The following is a 17,890-nucleotide window of genomic DNA, read 5'->3' on the forward strand; positions in this document are numbered from 1 at the left end:
TGGGATTTGTTAAGTGATAAAATATTAATAAAGTGTAAATTTTTGAAAATTTCATGGTATAATTGTCAATTGGCTTGGGAAGTGGTGGTGAATTAATGGACTGGTTTAGAAAATTTTTGGACTGGTTTGCGAATATTCCGAAGTGGTGGAGTGGTATATCAAAATCACAAAAGCTAATAATCATCATGATTGCAGCCTCAGTAATATTGGCTGCAGTGTTTCTTGCTATTATAAATGCGCCAAAATACGTGTTATTACTTACAACTAAGACGGAGCAAGATGCAGGTCCTGTTATACAGCAATTAGAGTCATTGGGAATACCTTACATAGTAGAAGCCGGAAACAAGATATTGATTCCTTCAAATTACAACGTATACGAAGTTAGAATGCGACTGGCTTCTGCCGGAGTGCTTGGAGGTTCTAAAAGAGGATTTGAAATACTTGATGAAACTTCCCTTGGTGCCACAAGTTTTGACAAACAAGTAAGGTATCAGATAGCTCTGCAGGGTGAACTCGAGAGAACTATTTCTACTATTCAGGGCGTTGACTCAGTTCGAGTTGTTTTAACCTTACCGAAATATACATACTATGTCCGTGGCGAGATGTCGGAACCGCGCGCTTCTGTTATGGTCGTTATGAAACCGGGGCAGAGTTTAGCAAAGGAACAAGTTGTTGGTATAGTCTCCTTGGTTCAGGGTGCGGTCGAAGGTATAAAACCTGAGAATATAAAGGTTGTTGATCAAACAGGTAGAGATTTGAGCGGTCTTTTAAACCTCGATACTTCAACAGCTCTCGCTTCAACTAAAATGGAATTGAAGGTGAATTTGGAAAATTATTACAAGCAAAAGATAAAAGCGCCGCTTGAAAATGTATTCGGACCAGGCCGAGTGGAAGTCATTACAGATGTAAAACTGAACTGGGAGAAGATTGAAAAACAGATTACCACATACACTGCGCCAAACAAGAAAGAAGGGCTTGTGAGGAGCAAAGAAACTGAACAGGAGTATTCTACAAATCAAACAAGTGTTGGTGGTCCAGTGGGTACTGAATCAAATATTCCTCCAACAACATACGAAACAACATCGACGGGTGGTCAAACTACTTATCAGAAATCACATGAAATTGTTAACTACGAACTAAATCAGATTGTTGAAAATATAGTCAAAAATTCTGAAGGAGAAATAGAAAACGTTACACTTTCTGTAATCATCGACGCATCCTCGACGGTTTTAGAGAGAACACCCAAAGACCAAGTTGAGAATCTGATTAGCTCGATAATCCAAAAATCAGTTGACGCAAATACGCCTGAAGGTTCAGTGACTTATGCTATAGCTTTCATTCCGTTTAGCAGAGAAGTCGAAGAAAGCCTCTACCAGCAAGTCCAAAGCATGACAGAATTGCAAAAGATGCGCACAAGGCTTGTTCTCTTATTGCTCGCATCAATCTTGATATTCTTCGCCACGTACCTTGGATTACTGCAATATCGTAAGGTAAAAGCTCGCAAGTTAATGATGCAGCGTTACAAAGCACTCCAAGAAGAGGCGCAAAGAACAATCGAGGAACTTACGCAGGAAGAAATTCCAGCGGGAGCCGAAGAGGAAGCACTCTTGGAACAGCTTAAAGCTTATTTACAGCAGGTTGCAGAATCTGCGCCAGAAGATGTTGCTACTGTTTTAAAGGTTTGGATTGCCGAGAAAGGATGATTATATGGCAGGTAGGTTAACGGGAAGGCGAAAAGCGGCAATATTGTTGGTTACGATGGGTCCTGAAAAAGCTGCTAAAGTTTTGAAAAATCTTGAGGATTCCGAGGTAGAAGCTCTTACAATAGAGATTGCAAATCTTGGGAAAGTAACAAACGATGAACGCAGGGCTGTCCTTGAAGAATTCCAAAACTTAACAAAGGCACGTGAGATGATAATTAGCGGTGGCATAGATTATGCGAAAGAAATGTTAATAAAGGCATTTGGACCTGAAAAAGCAATGCAAATAATAGAACGACTAGTCTCTAACTTGTCTGTCAAACCATTTGAGTTCATGAAAACTGCTGACGTTGTTCAGATAGTAAACTTCTTACAGTCAGAACACCCTCAAACAATAGCCCTTGTCCTGAGCTTTTTGGAACCAAGAATCGCTGCTCAGGTACTTGGAGCTCTGCCGGAGAATTTACAGCTGGATGTAATAAAGAGAATATCTTTGCTTGAAAGAGCATCACCGGATGTTGTAAAAGAAGTAGAGAAGCTACTGGAGAAAAAGTTTGCTGGAGTTGCGACACAGACAATGAGTGCAGTTGGCGGTCTTGATACGGCTGCAGAAATCATGAACAGCCTTGACAGATCAACCGAAAAGACGATAATGGAGCGCTTAACGTACGAGTCGCCTGAACTTGCAGAAGAAATCAGAAGAAGAATGTTTGTGTTTGAAGATATCCTTAAGCTCGATGATAGGTCAGTGCAGCTTGTTCTGAGGGAAGTTAACTCGCAGGATCTTGCTGTCGCTCTGAAAGGCGCTTCAGAAGAGCTCAAAAACAAGATATTCAACAATATGTCAAAGCGTGCCCAACAACTATTAAAAGATGAGCTTGAATTCATGGGACCAGTTCGTGTGAAAGACGTTGAAGAGGCACAGCAAAAGATAATTAACGTTATTAGAAGACTTGAAGAAGCTGGTGAAATAGTTATTGCGAGAGGTGGAGGAGAAGAGTTAATAACATAACCAACCGTGGTTTTTGGACAAAACTTACTAAGGGAGAACAGAATTGTGATCTGGGATGAAAATGTGTACTGCGCTGTTGACATAGAGACAACAGGCATAGACCCTTCTGCTGGAGATCGAATTATCGAAATTGCAATCATACCAGTTTACAAAGGCAAGATTGTCAAAGAATGGATTTACTCATCGCTCGTGAACCCAAAAGTTGGAATACAAACGTATGCTCAGGGTGTTCATAAAATCTCGATAAAGGATATAGAGCAAGCTCCAGGATTGGATGAAATCCTCTCAATCGTTAGGAAGTATTCGAAAGACACGATTTTTGTTTTTCATAATGCAAGGTTTGACCTGACATTCCTTGACTACGCTGCAAAAGAAGTCGGACAGCTACCATTAGATATTTTTTACATAGATACTCTCGAGATATCTCAAAATGTTTACGGAAAACGCAGAAAACTGGAGAGCTTAGCCGTCGAGATGAAAATTAATCATAAGGTTACACACAGAGCATTTGACGATGCTTATGTTACTGCTAATGTTTTTATTAAGTTTTTTGAAAAATTTGGCTGGGAGATTATACACGAATTCTTGAGAAGGTGGGCGGGGAGGGAGTATTAATGGTAAAGAATTTCATACTCGATACAAATGTTTTGATACACGACCCGGAAGCGGTTTACGCGTTTCAAGATAACAACGTTTTCAACCCTTTGCCAGTTCTTGAAGAACTCGATAAGTTAAAACGTGAACAAGGAAGAGTTGGGAAAAACGCAAGGCAAGCAATAAGGGTTTTGGAAGAACTAAGAAATAATGGAAACTTGCACGATGGTGTAAAACTTGAAAATGGTGGTATGCTTTTTATATCGGTACTAAGTGAATCAGATTTTGACAAGCATCAGGTAAAATTCTTATTCGAAAAGTACGTTGACAACTGGATCATTTCCTACGCAATGTATCTCAGGCAGACCAGGAAAGAACCAACAGTGATCGTTTCGAAAGACATTAGTTTGAGGCTGAAGGCCGGAGCTCTTGGGTTACACGCTGAAGATTACCTGACTGATAAAAGTGAACTTTCACGTCTTCCTGTCGGCTACATGGTGGCGGATAAATTATCGGATATTGATAAATCCTTACTGTATCCAAATTTATATGTGGAATGCAATGATGGATTCTTTAGATTCAATGGTGAAGATTTTGAGAAAGTAGATTCCAAAATAAAAGTATTTAATGTAACCCCCAGAAACAAAGAGCAGTTATTCTCGCTTGATGCTCTGCTAAACGATGAGATTAAACTTGTTTCGCTTATCGGTATAGCTGGAACAGGTAAAACTTTTCTTGCGCTTGCAGCGGCTCTGCAAAAGATTTTGACAGAGGGTGTTTACGATAGGATTATCGTTGCGAGACCATTAATTCCAATGGGCGGGAAGGATATAGGTTATCTGCCTGGAGCACTTGAAGAGAAAATCTCGCCTTGGATGAGCGGGGTTATGGATAATCTCGAGTATCTCTGCAGGTTGAACAGTATTAGCTTTAAGGAATTGATGAAGAAAGATGTTATTGAGCTCGAAGCTCTAACATATATCAGAGGACGTTCGATACCAAGACAATTCATAATAATAGACGAAGCTCAGAATCTTACACCACTAGAAGTCAAGACGATTTTAACACGAGCTGGAGAGGGTACGAAGATAGTTCTTACTGGTGATCCGTATCAGATAGATACCCCATATCTTGACGAAAGCAGTAACGGTTTGGTCCATGCAGCTTCTAAATTCAGAGGCAAGGAACTTGCTTGTCACATAGTACTTAGTAAAGGTGAAAGGTCTGATTTGGCAAGTTTGGCCGCAGAATTGTTGTAACACAATGCAGAACTTCTGGATAAAGGGGAGGAATAGGTGTGTTAGTTGAGGTTAACAATTTAGCTTTATACGATGTTTATAGCGGTTTTTCCAAATACAGTGAGCAGATATTCCAATGCAAGGTCAATTTGTTGATAAAGCTCTCGAAAACCTATCAAGATGCGCATTTTGTTTTCTATAACGTAACTGGACAGTATGGACTTTTTGAGGATGTATATAGGATTCTTGAGGATCTATTCGATTCTTTCGAGATTTCAAACGACTCAGTTGATAAATTCAACTCCTCCCCAATCAACAATTTTCCAAAAATTAGGGTTGATGGTAACTTGGTAGAAATAAATGACTGTGAGACGATAGGTTTAAAGAAGATATTGAAGGTTGAAAACCTGAAATGTGAGTACAGTACATGCTATTATTACTTAGAAAATCCAAGTGAGAAAGATTTGGATGAGAAGATTTTCGGTATAAAAGTTGAAATTTTGCCGAAGAAATTTATAGAATCAGACCTTTTAAACTCACTGGATAGTACTGGCAAACGTTATCTTGTTTTGAAGCTTCTCAGAGGTGAAGAGATATGTTTGTAAGAAAAATTCATATTGACGGCTTTGGAAAGTTTGTTGATAAAGACTTTCAGTTCGGTCCGGGTTTAAATGTTGTCTATGGTCCAAACGAGAGTGGAAAAACTACACTCTCTAAATTTTTACTTTATTCATTGGCAAGAATAAATACAAATGTTTCTAAGTACAAACCATGGGGATTAGATGTCTTTGGGGGTTATGTTGAAACCTCTGATGGAAGGTACATATTTGGAGATGATGAGAACACGGCTCAGAAGTATGAAATGTCTGTTCTTGAGAACGTTGCATTTTTGCTTGAGGATGATGATTTGGAAACCATCCAAATCGATAAAAATATTTTAGAAAGCTCTCTTAGGAAGAAAACAGAGAAAAGCGAAGAGGGAAGATTAATCAAAGAAGCTATAAGACGTGCTGAGCGTTTGAATCTAAATGCTTGCTTATCCGGTTTGAATGAAAAGCTTAAAGAGGTAGAAAATGAAATTTCCGCAATCAGTGCAGAAATTAAGAAAAAAAACGAGGTTTTCGTCCAAATAAGAAAGTTGTTGGAAAGCAGTAGAAAGGTTGAAAGAGAGATAAATGAACTCAACATTGTGCTCGGCAATTTGAGAGAAGGACAGAAAGCAGAACTCCAAAGTAATATCTTTGAATTGAAAAAAGAACTTGAAAGCGTTAAATTGGAACTTTCAAAGTATTCTTGGATTGAGAGTATAGAGCCATCTGTTGTTGAGGAAATACAAAATCTTATATTGCGCTCCAATTCCATCAGCGCCCAACTTGATAATGTTGAGAATGAAGAAAAGATTTTAAGAGAAAAACTTGAGCAGAAGGAAAGAGAAATAGAAGATAAATTGAAGACCTTAGGAGAGACTTCGCAAGAGGAGTTGGAAAGCGTTGGTTTACGCCTGAAACATTTAAACTTGTTATCGAGAATGTATAGTGAAAGGGTCCAGAACGTTAGTGAAGAAGAGCCTTTATGGAAAGTGTTCCTCGAAAATCCAAACATACTTGACGATGTTGAGGAGGAAGAGCAAAGATACCGTGAAGAAGTCTCAACAATCGAATCCCAAAAGCTTGCGATCCAAGATGAGATCGAAAGGAACGAAGCAAGAGCCAAGTATTCACGGGACTTAGCCGTGCTTTCTACAAGCGCTGGAATCGTACTCTTTGTTCTCGGTCTCCTATTCAAGAATCTTTCAATCTTCATGTACGCTCCTTCCGCACTTTTCCTACTGCTTGCGGTCTTATTAGCTATAAATTGGAAAAAGAAGATATCATTAGTATCTGTACTACAAGAAAAACTGTTGCAGGTTTCAATGAGTACTCCAAAGCAACCTCAAACTCTGAAAATTCTCAGTAGCTATGGAATAGGCAATATCAAGCAACTGCGCAAGAAGTATGCGGAATTCTTAGAATGGAAAGTTCAAAACATTGAGAGGCAAAGGCAAATAAATGAGCTTAAAGACATTGAGCAAGAGATAATAAGGGAGCTTTCAAAATTTGGCGTTACTGGGGCGGCGCAGATGATAGTGTCCGCTGTTGAGAATTTACAGAGAGTATTTAATGAACTCCAAGAAGTTCTATATGAAAAGGAAACTTTGGAAAGGAAAATTACTCAACTTCGTGGTGAATATCTCTCGTTGCAGAAGGAATATAAGAATATTGTAGAAGTCATTTCTGCTAAGCTTGAAAATTACAAGATAGGCAAAGAAGAGATTGAATTGTACAGAGCAAATTATGAAAGATACCAGACATTAAAAACAAGACACAGCGAACTGACTTCTTTAATAAGGCAGTTAAATGAGGAACTGGACAATGAGGATGTAAATCCAAAAATTCTTGAACTAAAAATTATCTTAGGAGAGCAGATAAGAAGAAAAGGAGAGATTGATAAAAAGATTGGTGAGCTGAATAGCCTCTATTCTTCGATAACAGTTGACAAAACAAAGTTGAGTGAGCTTTTTGCAGAGAAGGATATTTTGGAGCTCAGAATTGGCATAATCGGCAATTTAATTGCAAAACTCGGAGAGGTCAAGGAATTCTTGAACGAAAAGTTTGAAGCATTTGTTCAGGCTTACCATACAGTTTTTAACGACAAGTTTGTAAGATTCTTCGATAGAATTTCCGGAATGCCAAGGAATTTTGTTGTGATGCCAGATCTTTCTATCAAAATTGTTATTGAGGGGGACGTTAAAGACCCGGGAGAATATTTGAGCGGCTCAACGAAAGATTTGCTAATTTTTGCAATAAAGGACGCTCTTTATAAAACATTCTACGATGGAAACTTGCCACTTGTCATAGATAATACGCTAATTCGCTTTGATGATGACAGGCTAAAACGAATCTGTGAGTTCTTAAGGACTGAATCTGATTACAGGCAAATAATCCTGTTGACAAGCGACAGAAGGATACTTGATATATTCAAAGACTCAAACGTTCATATGATAAATCTGGAGGGGTGAAAATGTACAAGCGTGTCTTATTAAAACTCAGTGGTGAAGTCTTGAGTGGGGAGTCACAAAAAGGATTTAGTGAAGACCATGTTGAATATCTTATAAGGGAAATTAAAGCGGTCTCTGAGTATGGAGTTAAACTCGGAATAGTTATAGGTGCAGGTAACCTTTTCAGGGGTAGAGATTTCGAAGGTCTTCGGCCGACGATATCTGATCAGATAGGTATGCTTGGAACAGTAATAAATGCGCTGTATCTTAAAGATAGGTTCGAGCATGCTGGGATAAGAACTGTTGTTGTTTCGCAAATAGTCAGCCTTCCAAGCGTAAAACTTATAAATTATGATGATATAGATCTTTACTTTGATGCGGGGTATGTTGTGATCTTTGCTGGTGGTACGAGCAATCCTTTCTTCACAACTGATACTGGTGCGGCGTTGAGGGCAGTTGAAATGAAGGCAGAGCTGTTAATTAAGGGCACAAAGGTTTCAGGGATCTATGATAAAGATCCGAAAGTATACAACGATGCTGTTAAGTACAGCGTTATAACCTACGACGAAGCGATTGAAAAAGGTCTGAAAATAATGGATACAGAAGCATTCTCGATATGCAAGAGGTACAACATGAAGATTCTTGTAATGAACTTTTTCGAAAATAATAATTTGATAAAAGCTATTCGTGGAGACAATGTTGGAACCCTTGTTGTTCCAAAGTAATTTTAGGAGGTAAGGTAATCCCTGATGGATGAAAATAAAACAAGCATATGGTATCCTGGGCACGTTCAAAAAGCAAAAAGGCAACTCAAAGAAAACTTAAAGAAAGTTGATATAGTTGTTGTGGTGCTTGATGCTCGAGCTCCTGTTGCCACAACAAGTTTTGAGTTAAAAATATTCAAAGATAAGAAAGTAATAATACTGTTAAATAAATCTGATCTGGCTAATGAGGAACTTAATAAAGAATGGCAAAAGGAGATATCAAAATATTTTCCGGTAATTCTCGTAAACAAGAATACCGATAGAAGGAACATAATCCGCCTTATTAAAAGTGTTCCGGTAAAATCTCCAAATCCAAGAATAGTGGTTGTCGGGGTGCCAAACGTTGGAAAATCTACCATAATAAACAAGATAATCGGACGGCACAAAGCAAAGACGGGAGCACAGCCTGGAGTTACTCGTGGAGTTCAGTGGATAATGGTGGATGGGTTTACAGTTCTTGACTCTCCGGGGATTCTTTTTTCTGAAGTTTTTTCAAAGGATATTGCAGCTAAACTGCTTCTAATAGGTTCTGTTCCTGTTGAGAATGTCACAGATGAGATATATAATCGTGCTTTTGCAATATATGCCGAGGTAGCAAATGTTGGGGAAGATATGGATATATATTTGAGAAACTTCGGAAAACAGCGTGGATTCTTGAAAAAGGGTGGAGAAGTTGATATTGAAAGAGCTAAGAATCTGTTTTTCAAAGAACTTTCCGAAGGTAAGTTCGGAAGGTTTACATACGATGTTGACATCAGCAAATTCGAGGAGGTGCTTTAAATGGTCGACGTAAGGATAGTTAACTCTGTTTTGGCTTCTGCGCAAGGAACATATGAAGCGGTGTTGCAGATGCAAGCTCAATTTGGTAAGCCACAAGCAGTTAAGAATATAACCCCTAAGTACAATATAGTTACAGTCATAGGTTTCCTTGGTGATATTGAAGGTAATTTTGTCTATTCATTTAGCGAGACGACAGCGTTAAACATAGTTTCTAAGATGATGGGAATGGAATATAATACTTTAGATGAGCTTGCTCTAAGTGCAATAGGGGAGCTTGGTAACATGACTTCAGGCAGTATAGCAATGAACCTTGAAAAGCTCGGCTACAAGATCGACATTACGCCACCAACGGTAATTACAGGTAAAGATATGATGATTACTGCTGAAGGGTTAATAATTAGACTTCCAGTTTCGCTATTTGAAACAGAGGATTTAGAACTTCACATTGCTATACGAGGAGGTAAGTGAACCTCAAATAAGATCAGTGAGTTTTCACTGTTTGACATTGTTGAATATTCTTTATTGAAGAAAACGAGGTGTTATATAGATGGTCGTTGTGACTGGTGTGCTGAAAGAAGAAATAGTGGGCGTTTTTAGAGAGATGTTACCTCTGCTTGAGAACGGCGAACTGATAAAAAGAAATTATGCACGTGGGATAATCGGTGGAAATGAGGTAGTCACTCTCTACGGTTTAGTTGGTAAGGTTGAGAGTGCAATGCTTGCACAGGCGATAATAGATAAGTTCAACCCAAGGTACATTATACACTGCGGTTCAGCTGGAGCCATTCATCCTGAACTGAAAATTGGAGATTTAGTCTGCGGTAATGTGTACTTCGAGCATGATTTTAAATCAGAAAAGAAAGTTCCTATAGAAGCATCAACAGCTCTAATAGAAAAAATATCGGACGTTTACGACAGTATAAACTTTGGACCTATAGTCAGCGGAGACGTTTTGGTAAGTGACAAGGAAACGAAGATGAGGCTTTACGAAACTTTTGGCGCGTATGCTGTTGATATGGACAGCGCAGCCATTGCAAAGGTTTGTTACCAAAATGGGGTTGAATTCTGTTCACTTAAGGTCATCGTTGATACAAGCGAAGAACAAGCTCGCATCGAGTATGAACAAAATTTCAGAAAGTTTGCAAGCTTACCCTCAACGATCATTTCTGAATTGCTTGATAAACATCTTTTGTGAAGAAGTACGAATCAGCAACGGGGTTGAATATATGAGAAAAATTCGCACTAATAAGTCGGAAACTGAAAGTACAAATATCGATTCTGATTCCAAGGTTTCGTCAAACGTATTTATTGTTGACGAAAGTAATTATTTTTCGCGTATTGACAAATTCCTGAGGAACGCGCTCAAGAATGTTCCGCTGAGCGCTATTTATAAAATCTTGCGAACAGGAAAGGTATACATCAACGGCAAAAAAGCAAAAGAGCCTTCGGAGAAGATCGAAATAGGTGACAGAATAGAAATAAGGGGCGAAGATGTATCAAAGTATAACCGAGATTTCAAAGAACTCAGACCCGCAAAGATGAAGCTGAATATACTGCTTGAAGATGAAGATATAATAGTTCTCAACAAACCAGCGGGGGTATCTGTCCATCCTGGAAAGTTCGTTAATAAACCATCACTCATAGAAGGTCTCAAATACTATGGTGAGAAGAATGGATTCGAACCCTTTCTTGTGCATAGATTAGATAAGGACACTTCAGGTGTCCTTATTGTTGCTAAGAATCGACAAGTAGCACGAGAGTTAAGTGAACTCATATCCTCACGAGATGTTGAAAAGGTTTACATCGCATTGGTGTTTGGAATAGTCAAACCTCAGAGGATCACACTGCCTGTTGATGGACAAGAGGCGGTTAGTGTTGTTAGCCCGATTAATACATTCAAATCGAGATTATCCTCAAAAGCACAGGATTTAACTCTACTGCGTGTTGAGATTGAAACTGGGAGAAAACATCAAATTAGAAAGCACCTTGCTGGAATTGGCGCGCCAATTGTTTGTGACAACGATTACGGAGACTTCAGAATGAACAGAGAATTCGAGAAGAAGTACGGACTTAAGAGACACTTTCTGCACTGCAATAGAATGTCGTTTTACTTCAAAGGTAGGTACTACAATTTGGAAGCAGAGTTGGGCGATGATCTAAAACATGTTCTAAAAGTAGTGGAATCAGAAAACTCTCGAAATCCTAAGAGGTGATAAAAATTGAAACTCCCGCTCTTTCCTAAAAACGAGAAATACGTAAATACAGTCATAACAGTTTTTGCGGTACTGGCTTCGATTTTCATTATATTTCGAATGCCGAACGATAAGGCTAATCTTTCCGTAGCGGTTTATTTTGAAAATGATAAAAGCATATTGTTTTATTCAGGCACTGAAAAAATACCAGACACTGTCAAAATAGTAGTGCCTGTTGAAGGGATAAAGGACTCTCCAAAAGATTTTTTAGAAAAGGTTAATAATAAATACGTTGGAGTTATGGAATTTTATGGCGATACGAAGTTCATACAGGAATTCTACAGAACCACCGGGTACAAGAATATAGTAAAGGTTCATTACGTAAAACCTCAAGAGCTATCGAGGTATAATTCTTATACACTCTTCAAGAGACTTTGGAGAGCCGTTATGGAGAGAAGCATAAATGTGATAATTCTGCCGGAAGGGGAATTATCCACACAGGCTCTAAGCGAGTTCAAAAAGTTCTTTCAAGTTGAGTCTAACATACCAAAACCAGATGATACGACTTGGAAAAACAAAGTATTTGGAATCGTACTTGCAATGTATGTGATTGCCCAAGCACCTATTGGTGTTTTATCATTTCTTTTCTTCAATAATTATTGGCTGTTTGTCAGTGTTATTAGCATTTTCGGAACGGTAGTGGCATATTTTATTTCCCAAAACAGATTTACAAAAGTCGCAAATGTGTTTATCTTGGGAGTCTTAACGAATTTCGCTTTGTACAAATTTGAATATCTGAACGATATAGAAGTGTACAGAGGTGTAAAACTTTCCCTGACTGTCCTCCCCTTTATAGTTGCTCTAATAACGTTTCGAGATTTGTACAAAGAGAAATCTATAAAAAGGTGGCATATTATAACAACTGGTGTTGTTGGAATTGCAGCAGTTGGTTATATGCTTTTGCGCAGTGGTAACTATGGCTATGTTTTGGACTTTGAAGAAAATCTACGGATAATGCTTGAAAACATGTTCATTATCAGACCGAGGATTAAAGAGTTGTTATTCTTACCGATGTTTTTCATTGCGGGAAATGTTGAAAACAAATTCATTAGCGGTATCCTTACCTTTTTCGGCACTTTCGGTTTTGTCTCGATATTCAATTCATTCTGTCATTTAAAAGCACCGATATACATAGTTTTTTATAGGGAATTTACCACCGTTCTTGTCTCGATCGTGGTATACTTGGTACTTACTATTTTCAAGAGTCTTCTCATGATTTGGACAAACAAAAAATAAAAGCGGCTAAAAGCCGCTTTTTTATTTGTGGTGGGTGTGGTAGGAATTGAACCTACGACCCCTTCCTCGTGAGGGAAGTGCTCTTCCACTGAGCTACACACCCTGAGAAACTAAGGCTACGTTTATTTTATCATATACTCTCCAAATTTCAAGTATTTAAAGGAGATTAACTGAGGTTAGCTAAAGCAACTTTCTCTTCGCTGGTTAAAAGGCTGTCTACCTCAAGAGTCAAAATCATCTCATTTGGAAGTTTTATAACTCCTGAAATAAACTTCGCATTAGCCATTCCGGCAACATGAGCAGGTGGTTCGTCTATAACATCCTCAGTCACAGTCAAAACTTCCCTGACATCGTCTACGAGGAATCCTACTTTCTTTCCGTTTTCGAGCTTCACAACAATGACTTTAGTTTTTTCTTTATTATCAAAATCTTCAAGCATGAACTTTTTTCTAAGATTAATAATTGGAATAATCTCACCCATAAGATTTATTATTCCTTCAACATAGTCCGCTATATTTGGCATTCTTGTTGTCTTTTCGTACTCTTTAACTCTTTCTACTTTCATTATATTGATAGCAAAAACTTCTCTACCGAGATGAAACGTTAAGAATTTCAGTTCCATAACCCCACCTCCAAAAATTTGTGTAAATTGATGCACATCATATATTCTATCACAGGTGTGGGGGAAAAGTGAATATTCATTTAAAAAGCGAAATTATTACTGAAAGTGCAAATGAAATACCAGCATACATCAACCAGCGAAATCCAAGAGCATTGCTCTCTTTCGACTTTCGTTCGTTTTGGTTTCTATATGCTCGAAGTCCGATTTCAAAAAATACTATCGCCACTACCATAGCTGCAACAAAGGCTATGAAAAAAATATTTGAAATAATATATGATATTCTCATATCATCACCCAAATAGTCGTAGTTTAGAACGCAAGGTTTATCTTCGGTTTGTTAACATCTATCTGACTCGCAGTACTACCTGCAAGTTTCATAGCTTCACGCCATGTTGTGAGCAAATCTTCCAGCAACACCTTTACATCATCGAGCTTCTTTTTATCTTTCTTGATATTCGCTTCTACTAGTGTTCTAAACATGTAATTGTAAAGGGCTCTTAAATTGTGTGCTATTTCTCCGCCTTTCTCCATGTCTAATGAGAGGTTCAATTCCATAATTATATCCTGAGCCCTCACAATCTTTGCGTTAGCGTTGTTGAAATCTTTTTCGTCTATAAGCCTCTTTGCTTCTTCAATTACGCTTATACCTTTTTGAATAAGAAGCTCTATAAGCTTTGCCGGACTTGCGGTTAAAACCATCTGTTCTGTGTAATCCATATGTCATACCTCCTTGTTCAGTTTACATGTTCAATAGTTTCGAGTACTTTGGAAAAGTATTCTATATAGTAATCTAACACGTCTGGGATTTTATTTTCGATTACATCAGAAATCTCAAAATTATCCCTTCTATCAAGGACTTCGACAAGCTCTTTCAGAATCAGTGTAACGTCTGATTTATTTGTACCAAGTGCGAGTTCGTTGTCACTGAGCTTTGTAATCTGAATCGTAGAATTTCTAAGGTTTTCCATCGCTGAAAGCCCTTCAGCGAGATCCTTTATCGCCTTCCACCCTGCTTCTTCACCAGTAAGTATGCTGCTTGCAACTTGCGGTAGCAAAGTCTTGACGTGTTTTATATATCCTAAAACATCATTCAAGGTTTCTTTCAGAAAACTCATCGTATCTTGCGTTTCTAACTCGATGAGAAGCTCTTCGTCCAATCTTGCTCCTTTCAGCTCATCTACAAAAGCTACAGGAATGTCCTTACTGTTTATTCTCAGGGTCTTTAAGACATGTCCCTCTGGCAAAACACTTTTCAAAAGCTCGCCAAAACTCTCAAAGAGCCCCGATTCGAACTCCTTTTCAATACCGTTCAGAATGACTTTAACCATCCTTTTCACCTCTTCAAATACTTAAATCTTTTTCATTTCCTTGAACTTAAAGTAAGCCCTCATAATACCCGCAACTGTCTTTGCGTCAGTTATCTCGCCACTTATACATTTCTGCACAACATGTTCGAAATCCTCAATCTTTGTTTCAATTATCTCATCTTCGTCCGGATTAGAATCTCCGGGCGTTAATCCCTGCGCCAAGTAAAGATGTATTACTTCATTTGAAAAACCGGGCGTTGTGTGTATATAGCCTAAATAAGTATAAGATTTTGCTGTGTAACCGGTTTCCTCCTCCAGTTCACGCTTGGCACATTCAAGAGGGTCTTCACCGGGCTTGTCAAACTTACCTGCAGGGATTTCCAATAGTTTTGACTTTATTGGATATCGGTATTGTTCAACGAGAATAACTTTTCCATCATCGGTTACCGGGACAATAGCAACTGCACCCGGGTGGAGTACGTGTTCTCTTGTGCTCATCGCTCCATTTTCAAGGACCACTTCGTCTCTGAGTACAGTCAAAAGCACGCCACTGAATATCACCTTTGAACTTATCGTCTTTTCCATACGTTTTCTTAACCTCCTACATTTGAATTTTCTAAAAATTTATCATCGATTTTACATCAGTTGTCAGAATATTCTTACCGTCAGTTGTTATTATCAATCCAAGAGATTTTGAAAGCGCAATCGATAACACGGACTGCCTGAAATCGGAATAGGTACCTATGCTATTATAATTCTCATCCCATACTTTGAGAAGATTATCAGAGCCTGCGGTAATTATTTTTCCATCGTAAAGGATAACCTTGAATATAGTTGAATTGTGCCCTTTAAAGCTTTTTATGTCTTTCAGTTCCTCGTTCAAAACAAACACCCTACCGTCCCAGCCAGCAGTATAGATTCTTACTTTTCCGTTTCCATCAGCCACACCTTCGATAGTCCAAAGTGTCTGCGGTGACAATTTCAGGCTGGAGATTCCCTTATTGCTAACTGACACAACGTACCCTTCCAGAGTGGAGATGTATGCTGTTGAGCTTGAATAGGACCAAATATCAGTTGCAGAGAATTTTATGTCGTAAATTGCTTTCAGAGAATAATCCTTCAAATTCCAAAATAAGACCTTCCCATCCCAGCCACCGCTTATGAGCGTATCTCCCACAACGAACAAACTCCAGACGTATCCAGTATGCCCAACCAACGTTCTTTTCAGCTTTCCTGTCTTCAAATCCCAAAACTTTATAGTTCTATCGTTGGAAGCGGATATAACTGTATCTTTGTATCTCACAACTTTCTTTACCGAATCTGCGTGGTCATCAAGTACCATAGATAATTCTAACTTCCCGCCGACGTACTTCCATACGCTCACTTTTCCATCTTCATGTCCACATACGATTATGTCATCAGCATATATAGTAGATATCTTCCCAATATCGCCTGAAAATTTCCTGCTGGGCATAACGTTAGTGAGCTCTACAACCACACCGTTTGACAGAACCGCATACAGAACATTGCTTGCCTTTTCATCTTTTACGACATCGAGAACAGGTGCTTCGAAACTCAGAGATTTATCTTTAATCTTGATACCGTTCCCTACCAAAATAAGATCTTTTCCGGATAAATATACACTGTAGAGTGGAGAAATTTCGGAATTCTTGAGCTGCCAGCTCTTGCCGTCAAAGATAGCGTATTTGCCATCGAAGAAGAAAGCATAAAGACTGCTATTCACCATCAAGATAGAAACAGCACAACTTGGATAGTTGTAAATTCTCGAAGCCTTTCCGTTTTTTGTATCAAAAGTGTATACATTTCCCGCGTTTGTGCCTATGTATATCACATTGCCACTGTATGATAGAGCCGTTATCCACTCGCCCTCGAGTTTTAAGACAGGTTTAATGCTCCACCTGTCTGTTTTCTCGAGCAAATAGACTTTTCCGAGTGAGCCTACGTAAAAGAGATTATCTTTGAGCTTTAGGTAACTGATTAAAGCGTCTTCAGTTACGATAGACGCAGTCAATTTTCCGCCTTTCAATAAAAAGAGCTTTCCAGAGCCTGAGCCGACTACGATTTCATCCTTTGCCTCAGCAACGAATCGTGCAGATGTGCCTATATTGTATGACCATTTAAGCAAACCCGTTTGAATGGAATAATTCTCAACATTTCCATTTTCCCTTGCAACGATAAGTTCATTATTCTTGTAGGATTTTATTATCTTGGCTGAAGAGAAGAAATGCCTTGGCGACTTAGCTTTATAATCACCCGTAATTGAATATGAATATATCTCCCCCTGCCTGTTGCCTGCAAAAATCGTTGCTCCAACAACCTTCAGAGTACTTACCTCCGATGGCGAAACATTAATCTTACGCATCTTCTTAAAAGATCCAGCTTTCTTCTCAAATAAAAAAACACTGCCCAACTGTGAAACATAAAGATAGTTACCTTGACTATCGATTGCCTCGACAGGTGAATCCAAAGAAAGTACCTTTCTGTATTTAACATCCCTGCCAACTATCTGAAACTCATAAACAGTACCATTTGCTGTTCCCACGATGAGAGAACTCTCCATAATACTCATCGCATTAACCATAGAACCCAACTCGAACATTTTCACCAAAGAAAAATCAGCTATGTTGGAAAAAACAACACGCCCATTCTCATCTCCGCTGACTAAGAAATCACCAAAGACAACGATCTTGCGTACCCACGCATCGTGGTACTTCAAACGTTTAAAAAGCTTGAAATCTTTCCATACCAAGATACTGTTGTCCGAACCGCCTGAAAACAGATAGTTCTTGTAGAAAGATAGCGTAAAAACAGAAGCTGTATGCCCCTTTAACGTATAGAGGAATTTTAGGTTCGATTTATCGTACACCCTAATCTCATTATCTGGCTTATACCCTCCAACAGCTATATATTTATCACTCAGCGCAACGCACCTTGCCCAGCTACTGTGAGTTGTAACTGTGTTTAGGAGCACGAGCTCCTTACTCCACACTTTTAACGTTTCATCTGCGCTTACTGAATAAATCAAATTACCGTCTGTTTGGAGCTCCCAAACGGCATCTTTGTGACCAAAGAGGACGAAATCGAGGGGGAATGAAAGTGTTGTCAGCAAAATAACGAAGACGAAAATAGCAGGAAATGGACTTCTCTTCATCTCGTACAACCTCACAATGACAATCATAGGGATATTCACCTTGTTCAGAGTTATTATACACCTATTGTTAAGAATCTAACTTTATCTCTAAGCAATATAAAGATTTCAATAAAATTAATTGTGATTGACTTTAACAAGTCAAAAGTGATAAAATTCATATAGATATAAACTGAAAC

General features: G+C 38.6%; 18 protein-coding genes and 1 tRNA gene. 12 read left to right on the top strand and 7 right to left on the bottom strand.

Translation table 11 applies throughout. From position 1 onward, the window contains the following. The first annotated feature begins 95 nt into the window (after positions 1 to 95). The 12 genes from fliF (at position 96) to BUA11_RS07265 (ending at position 12,613) form a co-directional block, all read left to right on the top strand. Positions 96 to 1,703: a flagellar basal-body MS-ring/collar protein FliF gene (gene fliF / locus BUA11_RS07210; protein WP_072759968.1), complete on the top strand. Its 1,608-nt coding sequence runs from the start codon at positions 96 to 98 to the stop codon at positions 1,701 to 1,703. A 4-nt stretch (positions 1,704 to 1,707) separates the two neighbouring features. Beyond that, entirely contained in the window at positions 1,708 to 2,712 is a 1,005-nt protein-coding gene (gene fliG, locus BUA11_RS07215; protein ID WP_072760103.1) for a flagellar motor switch protein FliG, read from the top strand. 45 nt (positions 2,713 to 2,757) lie between these two features. Beyond that, the gene (locus tag BUA11_RS07220) at positions 2,758 to 3,327 is read left to right on the top strand and encodes a 3'-5' exonuclease (RefSeq protein WP_072760104.1); all 570 of its coding nucleotides are present in this window, start codon (positions 2,758 to 2,760) and stop codon (positions 3,325 to 3,327) included. Continuing rightward, complete coding sequence (locus BUA11_RS07225) at positions 3,327 to 4,565, top strand: PhoH family protein (RefSeq protein WP_072759970.1); 1,239 nt, start codon at positions 3,327 to 3,329, stop codon at positions 4,563 to 4,565. The genes BUA11_RS07220 and BUA11_RS07225 overlap by 1 nt, the downstream gene beginning before the upstream one ends. A 38-nt stretch (positions 4,566 to 4,603) precedes the next feature. Further along, positions 4,604 to 5,149, top strand: a complete 546-nt coding sequence (locus tag BUA11_RS07230; RefSeq protein WP_072759971.1) for a hypothetical protein — start codon at positions 4,604 to 4,606, stop codon at positions 5,147 to 5,149. Then, positions 5,140 to 7,602: an ATP-binding protein gene (locus BUA11_RS07235; RefSeq protein ID WP_072759974.1), complete on the top strand. Its 2,463-nt coding sequence runs from the start codon at positions 5,140 to 5,142 to the stop codon at positions 7,600 to 7,602. Before BUA11_RS07230 ends, BUA11_RS07235 begins: the two co-directional genes overlap by 10 nt. A 2-nt stretch (positions 7,603 to 7,604) precedes the next feature. Next, the gene (gene pyrH, locus BUA11_RS07240) at positions 7,605 to 8,306 is read left to right on the top strand and encodes a UMP kinase (protein WP_072759976.1); all 702 of its coding nucleotides are present in this window, start codon (positions 7,605 to 7,607) and stop codon (positions 8,304 to 8,306) included. Positions 8,307 to 8,330: 24 nt separating this feature from the next. Then, complete coding sequence (locus tag BUA11_RS07245; protein ID WP_072759989.1) at positions 8,331 to 9,125, top strand: YlqF/YawG family GTPase; 795 nt, start codon at positions 8,331 to 8,333, stop codon at positions 9,123 to 9,125. Beyond that, a complete protein-coding gene (locus BUA11_RS07250; protein ID WP_072759992.1) occupies positions 9,126 to 9,593 on the top strand; it encodes a chemotaxis protein CheX in 468 nt (155 codons plus the stop codon). Between the two features lie 79 nt (positions 9,594 to 9,672). Next, positions 9,673 to 10,320 (top strand): 5'-methylthioadenosine/S-adenosylhomocysteine nucleosidase, encoded by a 648-nt coding sequence (mtnN, locus tag BUA11_RS07255; RefSeq protein WP_072759994.1) that lies wholly within the window; start codon positions 9,673 to 9,675, stop codon positions 10,318 to 10,320. A 31-nt stretch (positions 10,321 to 10,351) separates the two neighbouring features. Beyond that, positions 10,352 to 11,338 (top strand): RluA family pseudouridine synthase, encoded by a 987-nt coding sequence (locus BUA11_RS07260; protein ID WP_084634400.1) that lies wholly within the window; start codon positions 10,352 to 10,354, stop codon positions 11,336 to 11,338. A gap of 6 nt (positions 11,339 to 11,344) precedes the next feature. Beyond that, positions 11,345 to 12,613 (top strand): DUF5693 family protein, encoded by a 1,269-nt coding sequence (locus BUA11_RS07265; RefSeq protein WP_072759996.1) that lies wholly within the window; start codon positions 11,345 to 11,347, stop codon positions 12,611 to 12,613. Between the two features lie 28 nt (positions 12,614 to 12,641). Here BUA11_RS07265 and BUA11_RS07270 read toward each other — a convergent pair. From BUA11_RS07270 to BUA11_RS07300, 7 genes are all read right to left on the bottom strand, one after another. After that, positions 12,642 to 12,716 (bottom strand) — tRNA-Val (locus BUA11_RS07270). Positions 12,717 to 12,779: 63 nt separating this feature from the next. Beyond that, on the bottom strand, positions 12,780 to 13,235 hold the full coding sequence (locus BUA11_RS07275; RefSeq protein WP_072759998.1) for a chemotaxis protein CheW: 456 nt from the start codon (positions 13,233 to 13,235) through the stop codon (positions 12,780 to 12,782). 76 nt (positions 13,236 to 13,311) lie between these two features. Then, a complete protein-coding gene (locus tag BUA11_RS07280; protein WP_072760000.1) occupies positions 13,312 to 13,521 on the bottom strand; it encodes a hypothetical protein in 210 nt (69 codons plus the stop codon). A gap of 23 nt (positions 13,522 to 13,544) precedes the next feature. Beyond that, positions 13,545 to 13,952, bottom strand: coding sequence for a flagellar export chaperone FliS (gene fliS / locus BUA11_RS07285; protein WP_072760002.1), 408 nt, complete (start codon positions 13,950 to 13,952; stop codon positions 13,545 to 13,547). Between the two features lie 17 nt (positions 13,953 to 13,969). Further along, positions 13,970 to 14,563 (bottom strand): hypothetical protein, encoded by a 594-nt coding sequence (locus tag BUA11_RS07290; protein ID WP_072760004.1) that lies wholly within the window; start codon positions 14,561 to 14,563, stop codon positions 13,970 to 13,972. Between the two features lie 21 nt (positions 14,564 to 14,584). Beyond that, complete coding sequence (locus BUA11_RS07295) at positions 14,585 to 15,127, bottom strand: NUDIX domain-containing protein (RefSeq protein WP_072760006.1); 543 nt, start codon at positions 15,125 to 15,127, stop codon at positions 14,585 to 14,587. A 31-nt stretch (positions 15,128 to 15,158) separates the two neighbouring features. Then, positions 15,159 to 17,714 carry a WD40 repeat domain-containing protein gene (locus BUA11_RS07300; RefSeq protein ID WP_178137759.1) on the bottom strand — a complete coding sequence of 852 codons (2,556 nt, stop codon included), beginning with the start codon at positions 17,712 to 17,714 and terminating at the stop codon, positions 15,159 to 15,161. Between the last annotated feature and the right edge of the window lie 176 nt (positions 17,715 to 17,890).

It is taken from the genome of Fervidobacterium gondwanense DSM 13020, from assembly GCF_900143265.1.
Classification (GTDB): domain Bacteria; phylum Thermotogota; class Thermotogae; order Thermotogales; family Fervidobacteriaceae; genus Fervidobacterium; species Fervidobacterium gondwanense.